Source organism: Rhodanobacter sp. G1, assembly GCF_055397855.1.
In genome coordinates this window covers 1594226-1608668 of the sequence record NZ_AP039674.1, presented here as the reverse complement: position 1 = coordinate 1608668, position 14443 = coordinate 1594226, and the positions used below count along the sequence as shown (strand labels likewise).

Below are 14443 nucleotides of genomic sequence, written 5' to 3'. Positions count from 1 at the left end.
AACCGCCGCGAGCCCGACCGATGAGCCAGCCCCTGCCCGCCATGCCGCCCGCCGACGAACTGCGCCAACGGCTCGCCGCCGCCGAGGCGCAGCTCAACCGCGTGGTGCTGGGCAAGGCGCGGCAGGCGAAGTTGGCGCTGGCCAGCCTGATCGCCGGCGGCCACCTGCTGCTGGAAGACGTGCCCGGCGTGGGCAAGACCACGCTGGCGCACGCGCTGGCGGCCAGCTTCGCGCTGGAGTTCCAGCGTGTGCAGTTCACCAGTGACCTGCTGCCCTCGGACATCCTCGGCGTCAGCGTGTACGAGCGCGAGACCGGCCAGTTCCGCTTCCATCCCGGCCCGATCTTCGGCGGGCTGCTGCTGGCCGACGAGATCAACCGCGCCACGCCGAAGACGCAGAGCGCGCTGCTGGAAGCGATGGCCGAAGGCCAGGTCACCGTGGACGGCCAGACGCACGCGTTGCCGCAACCGTTCTTCGTGGTCGCCACGCAGAATCCGCTGGATCTGGCCGGCACCTTCCCGCTGCCCGACTCGCAACTCGACCGCTTCATGCTGCGGCTGTCGCTGGGCTACCCCGACCCCGCCGCGGAACGCGAACTGCTTACCGGCATCGATCGCCACGACCTGCTGGTCGGACTGAAGCCCGCGCTGGACGGCGCCGCCCTGCTCGCGCTGCGCAGGCAATCGCAGGCCATCGCCGCCAGTCCGGCCCTGCTCGACTACCTGCAGGCGCTGCTCGCCGCCAGCCGCCGCCATGCGGACATCCGCACGGGGCTGTCGCCGCGTGCCGGCCTGTCCCTGCTCGCCGCCGCACGCGCATGGGCCTTGCTGCACGACCGCGCCTACGTGCTGCCGGAAGACCTGCAGGCGTTGTTCGTGCCGCTGGCCGCGCACCGGCTGGTGGCCGCGCGCGGCGTCGGCGGCGAGGCGCTGGCGCGCCAGCTGCTCGCCGAGGTGGCGGTGGACTGATGCGCGCCGCATTGCGCCGGCTCGCGCAGCGCGCCGTAGTCAGGATCGAGCGCCGCCTGCCCGCACTCACCCGCCTGCGCCAGCCCGAGCCGTTGCCGATCGAGCTGAACCGGCGGCGCATCTACATCGTGCCCAGCGCGTTCGGGTTGGCTTTCGGCGTGCTGCTGCTGGTGATGCTGGTCGGTGCGTTGAATTACGCGAACAACGCCGCCCTGCTGCTGACCTGCCTGCTCGGCGCCGCTGCCGCGGCAAGCATGCTGCTCGCCTTCCGCACCCTGGACGGCTTGCGCCTGCGCGGCATCCGCGCCGGCCACGCCATCGCCGGCGAGCCGCTGGAGCTGGTGCTGGATTTCTCCGCCACGCGCCTGCGCGAAGCCGTGCGGCTGGACTGCGCGGGCGAAACGCACGCCTTCGCCGTGGACGGCGCCACCGAGCTGCCGCTGCGCCTGCCCACCGCGCGACGCGGCTGGCTGGAACTGCCGCGGCTGCGCATCTGGAGCACCTGGCCGCTGGGCCTGTTCCGCGCATGGAGCTGGCTGCACCCTCGGCAATCGGTGCTGGTGTGGCCGCGCCCGGAGCAGGCCGGGCCGCCGCCGTTCCTGCCGGCCGACGCGCAGGAGCGCCTGCGTCCGCAGCCGGGCGAGGAACTGGCCGCATTGCGCGACTACCGTCGCGGCGACGCGCCGCGCCACATCGCATGGAAGGCCAGCGCACGCCACCACGACCTGCTGGTGAAGGATTTCGACCGCCCCGAGCCACGCGAAGCCTGGCTGCTGGATTGGCACATGCTGCGTTCGCTGGATCGCGAAGCGCGCATCACCCGGCTGGCGCGCTGGCTGGGCGAGGCGGAAGCGCAAGGCCGCCGCTACGGCCTGCAACTGCCGAACGAACGCATCGACGCCGGCAGCGGCGCGACGCATTACGCGCGCTGCATGGGCGCGCTGGCGGTGCTGCCATGACGGCCGCCGCCGCGCCGCTGGACACGCGCAGCTTCGATCTCGCCGCGCTCGCCTTCGCCGCCGCGCTCGCGCTGCACGCGCCGCACCAGCCATGGTGGCTCGGCGCGCCGCTGGCGCTGGTCATCGGCCTGCGCTGGTGGCAACGCCGGCAGTATCGTGCGCGCACGCCCGCATGGCTGAAACTGCCGCTGCTGGTGTTGCTGGTGCTGGCCGTCGTCGGCCGCTACGGCAACGTGTTCGGGCAAGCCCCCGGCACCGCCCTGGCCGTGGGCCTGCTGGCGCTGAAGCTGCTGGAAACCGAAACCGTGCGCGATGCCCGCGTGGGCATGGGCTTCGCCTGCTTCACCCTGATGGCCGCGCTGCTGTCCAACCAGGGCCTGGTCGCCACCCTCGCCGTGGCGCTGGGCCTGCTGCCGCCACTGGCGGCACTGCGCTCGCTGGAACCGGGACGGCGGATACCCGCCGCGCTGTGGCGCGAACTGCTGCCCGGCGCGGCGCTGCTGGCGACGGCGCTGCCGCTGGCCGTGCTGGCCTTCCTGCTGGTGCCGCGACTCAGTTCGCCGCTGTGGGGCGCGCCGAACAGTGCCGAACAGCGCAGCGGCCTTGCCGACAGCATGACGCCGGCCGGCTTCACCCGACTGCTGATCGACGACAGCCCCGCGCTGCGCGTGAGCTTCGACGGCCCGCCACCGCCGCCCGACCAGCGCTATTTCCGCGCCTACGTGATGAGCCACTACGACGGCGCCAGCTGGACGTATCGCGACGTGGCCGACCAGCCTCCGGTGCCCATCGAGGCCGTTCGCGGCATCCGCTACCACATCAGCCTGGAGCCTACCCGGCAGCGCGTGCTGCCCACGCTGGACGTGCCGCTGGCCGCGCCAACGGGCGCCGGCCTGCGCCGCGACCGCGTGGTGATCGCCGACAAGCCGGTGGACGGGTTGCGGGACTACACGCTGGAATCCGCCACCACCTACCGGCTGGAACCGCAACTCGGTCGCCATCATGCGCGCTGGCTGCAACTGCCCGCCGGCTTCAACCCGCGCACGCTGGCGCTGGGCCAGTCGTGGCGCCGGCAATACGCTGGCGACGATGCCGCCATCGTGCGGGCCGCACTCGCGCTGTTCCACGACGGCGGCTTCCGCTACACGCTGGCGCCCGCGCCGCTGGGCCGCGACGCGATGGACGACTTCCTGTTCGATACGCACGAAGGTTTCTGCGAGCACTACGCCTCGGCCTTCACCGTGCTGATGCGCGCCGCCGGCATCCCGGCCCGCGTGGTCACCGGTTACCAGGGCGGCTACTGGAACGCGCTGGGCAACTACCTGCTGGTGCGCAATTCCGACGCGCATGCCTGGAGCGAGGTGTGGCTGGCCGGCCGCGGCTGGGTGCGCGTGGATCCTACCGCCGCCGTGCGCCCGCAACGCATCGACCTCGGTGCTGCCGCGGCGGCGCCCGGAGGCCAGTTGCCGTGGTACGAAAGCGGCTGGCTGCAGTCGCTGCGCAACCACTGGGACATCGTCAACCGCTGGTGGAACCAGGGCGTCAACGGCTTCGACGCACTGCGCCAGCGCGGCCTGCTGAAGCCGTTCGGCATCAGCGAAGCGGGAACGTCCACGCTGGCGTCGCTGCTCGCCGCATCCTGCGTGCTGGCCATGCTGGCCGGACTGGCGTGGGTGTGGCGGCGGCGCGAGCCGGAAGACGCCGCGCGCGCCGCGTTGCGCGCACTGGAGCGCAAGCTGGCGCGGATGGGCGTGGCGCGGTCGCGCGGCGAAGGGCCTCGCGATTTCCTGCAACGCGCCGCGGACACGCTGCCCGCGCAACGCGAGAGGCTGACCGGGCTGATGCGGCACTATCTCGAACTGCGCTACGGCCACAACGAACCCACGGCTGAATCCCTTCGCGCACTGCAACGCGCCGTTCGGGATTTTTCTGTCAGCCGCGTGGTCAAATGAGCGTTGATAGGGTCGCAACCCCACAATCGTCGCGATGGAGAAACCGCCATGTCCCTGTACCGCCCCCTCGCGCTAGTCGCGGCCGTCGCCCTGCTGGGCGGCTGCGCGACGATGCCGCAACCGCTGCAAGGCAACTACGCCAACCTCTCCAGCGCCTCCGCCCAGCAAGGCGGAGCCGGCGGCACCCGCGTGCGCTGGGGCGGCGAGATCATCAAGACCGAACCCGGCCCGCAGCAGACCTGCTTCTACATCCTGGCCCGCCCGCTGGACGGCCAGGCCCGCCCCGAACTGGGCAACGCCGGCGACAACCAGGGCCGCTTCGTGGCCTGCCACAGCGGCTTCTACGATCCCGAGGTGTTCACCCGCGGCCGCGAGCTGACCGTGACCGGCACCGTCCATGGCACCGTGAGCAGGAAGGTGGGCGAGTACGACTACCCCTATCCGCGCGTGGAAGCCGACGTGGTGTACCTGTGGCCGAAGCGCCCGGTGTACGTGGACACACCTTACCCGCCCGGTTTCTACGATCCGTTCTGGGGCCCGTGGGGGCCGTGGGGCTATGGCCCGTACTGGGGCGGCCCGCGCCGCGTGATCGTGGTGCGCCCCGCACCGCCGCCTCCGCCGCCGCCGCCCGCCAAGTAAGCGTCGCGCGCACGAAAAAGCCGGCCATGGGGCCGGCTTTTTCGTGCGGGTTCGCCATCGCCTGCGATCAGCCCGGCGGCCAGCTCATATGCCGGCCCGCCAGCAAGTGCATGTGCAGGTGGTACACGGTCTGGCCGCCGTACTCGCGGCAGTTGTTCACCACGCGGTAGCCCTGCTCGGCGAAGCCCTCGCGCCGCGCGTATTCGGCGATGGCCAGCAGCAGGCGACCCAGCAGCGCGGCGTCTTCCGGCTTCGCGTCGTCCAGCGTGGCGATGGCCTTCTTCGGGATGAACAGCACGTGCACCGGCGCCTGCGGGTTCAGGTCGCGGAAGGCCAGCACCTCGTCGTCCTCGTAGACGATGTCCGCGGGGATTTCGCGCCGGATGATCTTGCCGAAGATGGTGTCGCCCATGTCGCCGCCCCCAATTTGAAAGTGCAGCCAGGGATGGCTGCCCGTTTGATTCTCGCGATCATGGATGATCGCAAAGTCAGAGCAAAAGTGCGGCCAGGAATGGCTGCCCGCTTGATTCCCGCGATCATGGATGATCGCAAGGTCAGAGCAGTTGGCGTCCGCCGAAGGCATGCGCCAGCGTGCCGCGATCCACGTATTCCAGCTCGCCACCCAACGGCACGCCGTGCGCCAGCCGCGTGGGCTTGACGCCGCCAGCGCGCGCCAGTTGCGCCAGGTAGTGCGCGGTGGCCTCGCCTTCCACGGTGGGATTGGTGGCGATGATGAGCTCTTCCACCTCGCCCTCGCCAAGGCGTTGAGAGAGCTGCGCCAGGCCTAGCTCCTCCGGACCCAGTCCATCCAGCGGCGACAGCCGGCCATGCAGCACGAAGTACTGCCCGCGATAGCCGGTGGCCTGCTCGATGGCCGCCAGATCCACCGGCGACTCCACCACGCACAGCAGGTGATGGTCGCGGCTGCTGCCGGCGCAGATCGCGCACAGCGGCTCCTCGCTGAAATCGCGGCAGCGCTCGCAATGCCCGATGCGCTGCATCGCCTCGCGCAACGCGTCGGCCAGTTTCAGCCCGCGCTCGCGGTCACGCTCCAGCAGGTGGAAGGCCATGCGCTGCGCGCTCTTGCCGCCCACGCCGGGCAGGCAGCGCAGCGCTTCGATCAGGTCGGTGAGCAGCTTGCTCATGGACTTTCGATAACCCAGCTACGAAGCGGCTGTCGTTGAAAAATCCGGCCAGGGATGGCCGGGGTTTTGCCGAGGGATCGGCATATCAGAACGGCATCTTGAAGCCCGGCGGCAGGCTCATGCCGGCGGTGACGTTGCCCATCCTGTCGCGGCTGGCCTGGGCCACCTTGTTCACCGCGTCGTTGATCGCGGCGGCGACCAGATCCTCGGCCATCTCCGGGTCGTCGGCGAAGGTCTGGCGGTCGATAGTCACCTTGCGCACCTCGTGCGCACCGCTCATCGTCACGCTCACCAGGCCGCCGCCGGCGCTGCCGGTGACTTCCAGCTTGGCGATCTCCTCCTGCGCGCGCTTCATGTCTTCCTGCATGCGCTGGGCCTGCTGCATCAGCTGGCCGATCTGACCTCTCATCGCATTACTCCGTCTTCAACTGCCAAAGGGTTTCACCGACTGCGGCACCACGCGGGCGCCGAAGTCGCGTTTCATGGATTGCACGAAGGGATCGTCGGCGATGGACTGCTCCGCCGCCGCCTGCGCCGCGTCGCGCGCCTGGGTGGCGCGCGCGGCCGGCGTGGCGGAGACCGCCGACTTGTCGATGTCGACGAAGCGCAGCTTGATGCGTTCGCCCAGCGCGTTGCTGATGCGCTCCTCCATCTGGCTGAGCATCGGCTCCACCGCCATGCCCATGTGCGCCGGCTGCAGCGCCAGCACCAGGGTGTTGCCGTCGCGTTCGCGCAGCACCGCGTTCTGCGCCAGCACGCCGAACGGGCCGCGCAGGCCGGCCTGCTCGATCAGGCTTTCCCAGTGCGGCAGGCCATTGGCGTCGCGCGGCGGCGCAGCCGGGGCTGGCGCCGATTCGCGCACGGCAGGCGCCGGAGCGGCAACGGGCGACGCGGCACGATAGGCCGGAGCCGGCGGCATCGTGGGTGCGGCGCTGCGCACGGGCGAGGCAGCAGGCCGCGGCGCGGGCACCGCGCGTTCCGCCACGGGACGCGCGGCCTCGTCGCCCGGATGGAACGCCAGCATGCGCAGCAGCGCCATCTCGAAGCCGGTGCGCGCGTCGGGCGCCAGCGCGAGGTCGCGGCGACCGCCGATGGCGATCTGGTAGTAGAGCTGCACGTCCTCCGGCGCGATGCGCGCCGCCAGCGCGTGCAATGCCTCGCCGTCGGACTCGTCGCCCGCCTGGTAGCCGGGGATCAGCTGGATCAGCTGCAGGCGGTGCAGCACGCCGGCGAGGTCGTCCAGCACGCCGCCGAAATCCGGCGAGTACGAGGCGATCTGCGCGCACTCGGCGAGCAGGCGCGCACCGTCGCCGTCGGCCAGCGCGTCGAGCACGCCCAGTACCTGGCCGCGCGCCACGCTGCCCAGCATGGTGCGCACGTCATCGGCGTGCAGCGCGCCGCCGCCGTAGGCGATGGCCTGGTCGAGCAGCGACAGGCCGTCGCGCAGCGAGCCGTCGGCGCCGCGCGCCAGTTCCTCGATCGCGGCGTCCTCGTAGGCGATGTTCTCGGCGCCCAGGATGTGCCGCATCTGGCCGGCGATCTGCTCCGGCAGCAGGCGCTTGAGGTTGAACTTCAGGCAGCGCGACAGCACCGTCACCGGCAGCTTCTGCGGATCGGTGGTGGCGAGCAGGAACTTCACGTGCGGCGGCGGCTCTTCCAGCGTCTTCAGCAGCGCGTTGAAGGCCGGCTTGGAGAGCATGTGCACCTCGTCCACCAGGTACACCTTGAAGCGACCGCGCGAAGGCGCGTACTGCGCGTTCTCGATCACCTCGCGCACGTCGTCCACGCCGGTGTTGCTGGCCGCGTCGATCTCCAGCAGGTCGACGAAGCGGCCCTCATCCACCGCGGTGCAGACCGCGCACTCGCCGCAGGGATCGGCCGATTCGCCGCGCTCGCAGTTCAACGACTTGGCGAAGATGCGCGCGATGGTGGTCTTGCCCACGCCGCGCGTGCCGGTGAACAGGTAGGCGTGGTGCATGCGCCCGGTGTCCAGCGCATTGGTGAGCGCGCGCACCACGTGCTCCTGCCCCACCAGTTCGGCGAACTTGCGCGGGCGCCATTTGCGGGCGAGGACTTGATAGGACATGGGCGACATTCACCGTGAAGCGAAAGGCGATTGTGCCAAGGTGGGGGCGACAAGTCAGTAAAGCCAGTGTGTCGCGAGCGCCCGCCCCTCACCCCAACCCTCTCCCCGGCGGGGAGAGGGGGCAAACGTGCCGTGCGGGTTCGCCTTTGCCGGCCATCGGCATGCGGATGGGTCGAGGCTCTCGGAAAGACCGGCCGAAAATGGCGGCGGCCCCGCCAGCCACACCCCGGCACCCGAATCATCCACTACCGTTGCTTCCTTCCGGATCTGGCGGGGTTTGCGGACTATCGTCGCGGGGGAACCGACGGGGCCACCATGAAAATGTCGATGCGCATGCGTTGATGCAAGACGCGGATCGAACCGGACGGAAGGTTCAGCAGCACGCCGCCTGTCCGTTCGGGCCGCGCATTGTGCCCCAGATCGGACATGCAACTCAAGGCATGCGTCCCGCCCGTGCGCACAGGCGCGCGCGGCAGGCAGCGTTCCGCGTATTCCCGACCAGTTCTTAAGTTTGTGCCGAATTCCGCACCGCAGACCGGCAAGCCTTTCTAGACCCCGCTCCGTTCCGCGAGCGAGCATGCCGCCATGCGCACCCTCGACTTCATCGATTCCCACACCGGCGGCGAACCCACCCGGGTGATCCTCTCCGGCTTTCCCGATCTCGGCGCCGGCTCGCCGGCGGATCGCCTGCGCGTGTTCCGCGCGAAGTACGACTGCTGGCGCCAGGCCATCGCCTGCGAACCGCGCGGTTCGGACACCATGGTGGGCGCCCTGCTGCTGCCGCCCACGACACCCGACGCCTGCGCCGGCGTGATCTATTTCAACAACGTCGGCTATCTCGGCATGTGCGGCCACGGCACCATCGGGCTGATCCGCACGCTGCAGCACCTCGGCCGGCTGTCGCCGGGCCAGCATCGGCTGGAAACACCGGTCGGCATGGTCGGCGTGGAACTGCACGCCGACGGCCGCGTGTCGGTGGAGAACGTGGAGAGCTACCGCCACCTGCACGATGTCGCATTGGACGTGGCCAGCTACGGCACGGTGCGCGGCGATGTGGCCTGGGGCGGCAACTGGTTCTTCATCACCCGCGACACGCCGTTGCCGCTGACGCTGGCCAACCAGCGCGCGCTCACCGCCTATGCCGAGGCGATTCGCGCCGCGCTGGAAAAGGCCGGCATCAGCGGCGCCGAGGGCGCCGAGATCGACCACATCGAGCTCAACGAGCACGGCCACCAGGCCGACGCCGACGCGCGCAACTTCGTGCTGTGCCCCGGAACGGCCTACGACCGCTCGCCCTGCGGCACCGGCACCAGCGCCAAGCTGGCCTGCCTCGCCGCCGACGGCGCGCTGGCGCCCGGCCAGGTCTGGCGCCAGGCCGGCATCCTCGGCAGCGTGTTCGAGGCGCACTACCGGCCCGGCGTGCGTGGCGTGCTGCCGCGCATCACCGGCAGCGCCCACGTCACCATGCAAGGCCAGTTGCTGATCGACGACGCCGATCCGCTCGCCTGGGGCATAGGCGCGGCGTGAGCAGCGATGCGCTCATCGTCGTCGGCGCCGGCATCGTCGGCGCGGCCTGCGCGGAACGCGCCAGCGCCGAGGGTTTCGACGTCACCCTGGTCGAGCCCGGCACGGTGGGCGGCGGCGCCACCGCGGCGGCGATGGGGCACCTGATCGCGATGGATGACGACCCGGCCGAACTCGCACTCTCGCACTACTCGCTGGAACTGTGGGACGCGCTGGCCGACCTGCCGCAGGCGCAGTTCAGCCGCTGCGGCACGCTGTGGGTGGCCGCCGACGAACGCGAGCTGGCCGGCGTACCCGCCAAGCTCGAACGCCTGGCCGCCATCGGCATCCGCGCCGAAGCGGTGGACGGCGCGGCGCTCCGTCAACTGGAGCCGGCGCTGGCGCCCGGCCTCGCCGGCGGCATGCTGGTGTCGCGCGACGCCGTGGTGTACGGACCGGCCGTAGCCATGCACCTGGTCGAACGCGCGCAATCGCGCGGGGCGCGACTGCTGCGCGATCGCGCTCGACGCCTCACCCGCGACGGCGTCGAATTGCAAAGCGGCCAGATCTTGCGCGGCCGCGTACTGGTCGCCACCGGCTGCGCCCTGCCCGAGCTGCTGCCGACCTTGCCGATGCGCGCACGCAAGGGGCACCTGGCGATCACCCAGCGCTACCCGGGGCTGCTGCGGCACCAGACGCTGGAACTCGGCTACGCCGACAGCGCGCACGGCAGCGGCGACGGCAGCGTGGCCTTCAACGTGCAGCCGCGACCGACCGGGCAAATCCTGATCGGCTCCTCGCGCGAGTTCGACGACGCGATGGATCCCGCCGTGTCGATGCCGATGCTGCGCCGCATGCTCGAACGCAGCTTCCGCTACCTACCCGCGCTGCGCGGGCTGGACGCGCTGCGCGTGTGGACGGGCTTCCGTCCGACCAGCATCGACGGCCGCCCCTACATCGGCCGCGTGCCCGGCATGGATCACGCGTGGGTCGCCGCCGGCCACGAGGGACTCGGCATCACCACCGCGCTGGGCACCGCGCACCTGCTTCTGGATCTGCTGCTGCAGCGCCCCGCCGCCATCGATGCCGCGCCGTTCGACCCGGCGCGCCTCGCCGCCACGGTGGCCGCATGAACGGCGCGACGATCCGCATCACGGTGGACGGCCAGCCGATCGAGGTGGAGGAAGGCTGCAGCGTGGCGGCAGCCGTCGCCCATCTCGGCGTGCCGTTCCGCCGCTCGGTGCGCGGCGAACCGCGCCTGCCCCTGTGCGGCATGGGCGTCTGTTTCGAATGCCGCGTGTGCATCGACGGCGTCGCCGGACAACGCGCGTGCATGCTGCAAGCGCGCGCCGGCATGCAGGTGATCACCGATGGCTGAGCGCTACGACGTGCTGATCGTCGGCGCCGGCCCCGCCGGGCTGGCCGCAGCCCAGGCCGCCGCCGGACAAGGTGCGCGCGTGGCCGTGCTCGACGCGCAGCCGCGTGCGGGCGGGCAGGTCTGGCGCCACGACGTGCGCCGCGCGCCATCGCGCTTGGTGGCGCGGAGCCTCCGCGATGGCCTGAAGCCGCCCGTCGAATGGATGGCCGGCACCAGCGTGGTTGCCGCCGAGGGCGACGCCCTGCTGGTGCAGACGCCGCAAGCCGCGCAATGGCTGCGCTACGGCAACCTGGTGCTCGCCACCGGCGCGCGCGAACTCCTGCTGCCCTTCCCCGGCTGGACGCTGCCCGGCGTGGTCGGCGCCGGCGGCTCGCAGGCCCTGGCCAAGCAGGGCTGGCCGCTGGCCGGCAAGCGCGTGGTGGTGGCCGGCAGCGGCCCGCTGCTGCTCGCTGCCGCGGCCACGCTGCGGCGGCATGGCGCCATCGTGGCGGCCATCTGCGAGCAGGCGGAAGCCCCGGCATTGCGCGGCTTCGCAGCCAGCCTGTGGCGCTGGCCGCGCAAGCTGCTGCAGGCGGCGCGGTTGCGCCTGCAGCTCGCCGACGTGCCCTACCGCAGCGGCACCGTGGTGCGCCGCGCGCACCCCGACACGAGCCGCAACCCGTTGCGCGCCGTCGAGCTCGAAGGCCCGCGCGGCACGGAACAACTCGCCTGCGACATGCTAGCCGTCGGCTATGGCCTGATCCCGAACATGGAACTGGCGCACCTGCTCGGCTGCGCCACGCAACCGTTCGGCGCGCACGCCGCCGTGCAGGTGGACGCACGCCAGCACACCAGCCTTGACCGTGTGTACGCCGCCGGCGAAGCCTGCGGCATCGGCGGCGTCGATTGCGCCCGCATCGAAGGCACCATCGCCGGGCTCGCCGCGACCGGCGCCGACATCCCCGCCAGGCTGCTGCGCCAGCGCGCGCACGCGCGCGCCTTCGCCGCCGCGTTGCAACGCACGTTCGCCCTGCGCCCGGCGGTGCATGCGCTGGCCGCCGCCGACACCCTCGTCTGCCGCTGCGAGGACGTAACACTGGGCATGCTGGCCGATCACGCGGATTTCCGCAGCGCCAAGCTCGCCACCCGCTGCGGCATGGGCGCCTGCCAGGGGCGCATCTGCGGCGCCGCGCTGGCCGAACTCGGACGCTTCCCGCATGCCGGCAGCCGGCCGCCACTGTTCCCCGCCCGCCTTTCCACCTTGACCTACGCCGATCCCGTTTCCTGATCTCCCTCCGAGGACACAACCGATGAGCAAGACCTCACTCTGGCACGGCGTCATCCCCGCCATCACCACGCCGTTCACCGCCGACGGCCAGGTCGACCACGACTTCCTCGCGCAGCACGCACGACAGATGATCGACGCCGGCTGCACCGGCATCGTGCCGCTGGGTTCGCTGGGCGAGGCGGCCACGTTGGGCTTCGACGAGAAAGTCGCCATCGTGCGCACCCTGGTGCAGGCGCTGGACGGCCGCGCGCCGGTGATTCCCGGCATCGCCTCGCTGTCCACCGACGAGGCGGTGCGGCTGGCCAGGGCATGCAAGGAAGCCGGCGCCAGCGGCCTGATGGTGCTGCCGGTCTACGTGTATTCCAGCGACTGGCGCGAGATGGGCGCGCACGCCCGCGCCGTGCTCGGCGCCACCGACCTGCCCTGCCTGCTCTACAACAACCCGGTGGCGTACAAGACCGACATCACGCCCGCGCAGATGGCCGAGCTGGCCGCCGAATTTCCCAACCTGCAGGCAGTGAAGGAATCCTCCGCCGACGTGCGCCGCTTCGCCGGCATCCAGGCGTTGCTGGGTAATCGTCTGCAACTGCTGGTGGGCATGGACGACGCCATCGTCGAGGGCATCGCGATGGGCGCCACGGGCTGGATCGCCGGCCTGGTCAACGCCTTCCCGAAGGAATCGGTGCGGCTGTTCGAGCTGGCCCGGGAGGGCGGCTACGCCGCGGCCAAGCCGCTGTACGACTGGTTCCTGCCGCTGCTGCGGCTGGACACCGTGCCGACCTTCGTGCAGCTCATCAAGCTGGTGCAGGAAAAAACCGGCATGGGCAGCGAACGCGTGCGCGCGCCGCGCCGGCCGGTGGCCGGCGCCGAGCGCGAGCATGCGCTGACGGTGATTGAACACGCACTCGCCAACCACCCGGGCATCTGACATGGACAAGCTCGAACCCGTATTGATCGCCGGCGCCTGGCAACCGTCGATAGCCCCGCAGGGCAGCTTCCGCGCCAGCGATCCCGCGCGGGCCGCAGCCATCGGCCCGCACTTCCCGGTCAGCGGCCCCGCCGATGTGGAAGCCGCCCTGCAAGCGGCGGCCCGCATCGCCGCCGAACTAGCCGCCACGCCTGCCGAACGCATCGCCGGTTTCCTCGACGCCTACGCCGACGCCATCGCGGCGGATGGCGATGCGCTGGTCGCGCTGGCGCACGCCGAGACTGCACTGCCGGTGGAGCCGCGCCTGCGCTCGGGCGAGCTACCGCGCACCGTCGATCAATTGCGCCAGGCCGCGCGCGCCGTGCGCGATTACGCGTGGGCCGATCCAGTGATCGACACCAGGGCCGGCCTGCGCATGCACCGCGCGCCGCTGGGCAAGCCGGTGCTGGTGTTCGGCCCCAACAACTTCCCGTTCGCCTTCAACGCCATCGCCGGCAGCGATTTCGCCTCGGCGCTGGCCGCGCGCAATCCGGTGATCGCCAAGGCGCACCCGCTGCACCCGGCCACCAGCCAGCGCCTGGCGATGCTGGCGCACCAGGCCGTGCAGGCCAGCGGCCTGCCGGCCGCCACCGTGCAGATGCTCTACCACTTCGACACCGCCACCGGCCTCAGGCTGGCCGGCGACACGCGGCTCGGCGCCATCGGTTTCACCGGTAGCCGCCATGGCGGCCTCGCGCTGAAAGCCGCCGCGGACAAGGCCGGCGTGCCGTTCTACGCCGAGCTGTCCAGCGTGAACCCGGTCTTCCTGCTGCCCGGCGCGTTGGCCCAGCGCAGCGGCGAGGCAATGGCGCAGGAGTTCTTCGCCTCCTGCACGATGGGCAGCGGCCAGTTCTGCACCAATCCGGGCGTGCTGGTCGTACCGGTCGATGCCAACGGTCACACGTTCCTGGATGCCGCGACCTCGTTGTTCGAAGCCGCCACGCCGCAGATCCTGTTCTCGCACGATGGCCAGCGCAATGTCGAGCGCGCCGTCGCCACGTTGCGCGAAACAGGCGCCGAAGTGCTTGCGGGCGGCGATCCCGGCGCAGGCGAAGGCTTCCGCTACCGGCCCACCCTGCTTGGCGTGGACGCCACTGCCTTCCTGCGCAACGCCGAGGCCCTGCAGACCGAGGCGTTCGGCCCGGTGAGCCTGGTCGTGCGCGCATCCGGCCTGGCGGAGATGGTGGCCGTAGCTGCCGCGTTCGAGGGCAACCTCACCGGCACGATGTACCGGGCCGACGACGGCGGCGACGATGCGGCATGGCAGGCCATCGCAGCGGAACTGCGTCCGCGCGTCGGCCGCCTGATCGCCAACAAGATGCCCACCGGTGTCGCGGTGAGCCCGGCGATGAACCACGGCGGACCGTTCCCTGCCACCGGCCATCCGGGCTTCACCGCGGTGGGCATGCCCGCGGCGATCCACCGCTTCACCGCCCTGCACTGCCACGACGGCGTGCCGGACGCGCTGCTGCCGGCGGAGCTGCGCGACCGCAACCCTGGCGGCGTGCAGCGGCTGGTGGACGGGCAATGGAGCACGGCGGACATCGACTAGCCGAAAAACGGAAAGCCCCGCAATGCG

At 71.3% G+C, this 14443-nt stretch carries 14 protein-coding genes and 1 other RNA gene; 10 read left to right on the top strand and 5 right to left on the bottom strand.

Going from position 1 to position 14443, the window contains the following annotated elements; all coding sequences use genetic code 11:
- Positions 1-20 precede the first annotated feature (20 nt).
- Genes ACZ5Z2_RS07215 through ACZ5Z2_RS07200 form a run of 4 tightly spaced genes read left to right on the top strand, consistent with a single transcriptional unit; the run spans position 21 to position 4518 of the window.
- Positions 21-968, top strand: coding sequence for an AAA family ATPase (locus tag ACZ5Z2_RS07215; protein ID WP_464761271.1), 948 nt, complete (start codon positions 21-23; stop codon positions 966-968).
- Positions 968-1927, top strand: a complete 960-nt coding sequence (locus ACZ5Z2_RS07210; RefSeq protein WP_464761270.1) for a DUF58 domain-containing protein — start codon at positions 968-970, stop codon at positions 1925-1927. Before ACZ5Z2_RS07215 ends, ACZ5Z2_RS07210 begins: the two co-directional genes overlap by 1 nt.
- A complete protein-coding gene (locus tag ACZ5Z2_RS07205; RefSeq protein ID WP_464761269.1) occupies positions 1924-3879 on the top strand; it encodes a transglutaminase TgpA family protein in 1956 nt (651 codons plus the stop codon). The genes ACZ5Z2_RS07210 and ACZ5Z2_RS07205 overlap by 4 nt, the downstream gene beginning before the upstream one ends.
- A 48-nt stretch (positions 3880-3927) precedes the next feature.
- A complete protein-coding gene (locus ACZ5Z2_RS07200) occupies positions 3928-4518 on the top strand; it encodes a Slp family lipoprotein (RefSeq protein ID WP_464761268.1) in 591 nt (196 codons plus the stop codon).
- Positions 4519-4585: 67 nt separating this feature from the next.
- Here the strand turns inward: ACZ5Z2_RS07200 and ACZ5Z2_RS07195 are convergent, their stop codons facing one another.
- From ACZ5Z2_RS07195 to ffs, 5 genes are all read right to left on the bottom strand, one after another.
- A complete protein-coding gene (locus tag ACZ5Z2_RS07195; RefSeq protein ID WP_464761267.1) occupies positions 4586-4930 on the bottom strand; it encodes a histidine triad nucleotide-binding protein in 345 nt (114 codons plus the stop codon).
- A 142-nt stretch (positions 4931-5072) separates the two neighbouring features.
- Positions 5073-5663, bottom strand: a complete 591-nt coding sequence (gene recR, locus ACZ5Z2_RS07190) for a recombination mediator RecR (RefSeq protein WP_464761266.1) — start codon at positions 5661-5663, stop codon at positions 5073-5075.
- Positions 5664-5748: 85 nt separating this feature from the next.
- Positions 5749-6072 (bottom strand): YbaB/EbfC family nucleoid-associated protein, encoded by a 324-nt coding sequence (locus ACZ5Z2_RS07185; RefSeq protein ID WP_464761265.1) that lies wholly within the window; start codon positions 6070-6072, stop codon positions 5749-5751.
- Between the two features lie 15 nt (positions 6073-6087).
- Entirely contained in the window at positions 6088-7749 is a 1662-nt protein-coding gene (gene dnaX / locus ACZ5Z2_RS07180) for a DNA polymerase III subunit gamma/tau (RefSeq protein ID WP_464761264.1), read from the bottom strand.
- 210 nt (positions 7750-7959) lie between these two features.
- Positions 7960-8056: signal recognition particle sRNA small type (gene ffs, locus ACZ5Z2_RS07175), an RNA gene on the bottom strand.
- A 278-nt stretch (positions 8057-8334) separates the two neighbouring features.
- On the opposite strand from ffs, the gene ACZ5Z2_RS07170 reads away from it, so the two are divergent.
- From ACZ5Z2_RS07170 to ACZ5Z2_RS07145, 6 genes are read left to right on the top strand one after another with little or no spacing between them, the layout of a single operon-like run.
- A complete protein-coding gene (locus ACZ5Z2_RS07170; protein WP_464761263.1) occupies positions 8335-9276 on the top strand; it encodes a 4-hydroxyproline epimerase in 942 nt (313 codons plus the stop codon).
- Complete coding sequence (locus tag ACZ5Z2_RS07165; RefSeq protein WP_464761262.1) at positions 9273-10385, top strand: NAD(P)/FAD-dependent oxidoreductase; 1113 nt, start codon at positions 9273-9275, stop codon at positions 10383-10385. The genes ACZ5Z2_RS07170 and ACZ5Z2_RS07165 overlap by 4 nt, the downstream gene beginning before the upstream one ends.
- The gene (locus ACZ5Z2_RS07160) at positions 10382-10630 is read left to right on the top strand and encodes a (2Fe-2S)-binding protein (protein WP_464761261.1); all 249 of its coding nucleotides are present in this window, start codon (positions 10382-10384) and stop codon (positions 10628-10630) included. The genes ACZ5Z2_RS07165 and ACZ5Z2_RS07160 overlap by 4 nt, the downstream gene beginning before the upstream one ends.
- Positions 10623-11897 carry an FAD-dependent oxidoreductase gene (locus ACZ5Z2_RS07155; protein WP_464761260.1) on the top strand — a complete coding sequence of 425 codons (1275 nt, stop codon included), beginning with the start codon at positions 10623-10625 and terminating at the stop codon, positions 11895-11897. Before ACZ5Z2_RS07160 ends, ACZ5Z2_RS07155 begins: the two co-directional genes overlap by 8 nt.
- A 22-nt stretch (positions 11898-11919) precedes the next feature.
- Complete coding sequence (locus tag ACZ5Z2_RS07150) at positions 11920-12825, top strand: dihydrodipicolinate synthase family protein (RefSeq protein WP_464761259.1); 906 nt, start codon at positions 11920-11922, stop codon at positions 12823-12825.
- Between the two features lies 1 nt (position 12826).
- On the top strand, positions 12827-14416 hold the full coding sequence (locus tag ACZ5Z2_RS07145) for an aldehyde dehydrogenase family protein (RefSeq protein WP_464761258.1): 1590 nt from the start codon (positions 12827-12829) through the stop codon (positions 14414-14416).
- Positions 14417-14443 lie beyond the last annotated feature (27 nt).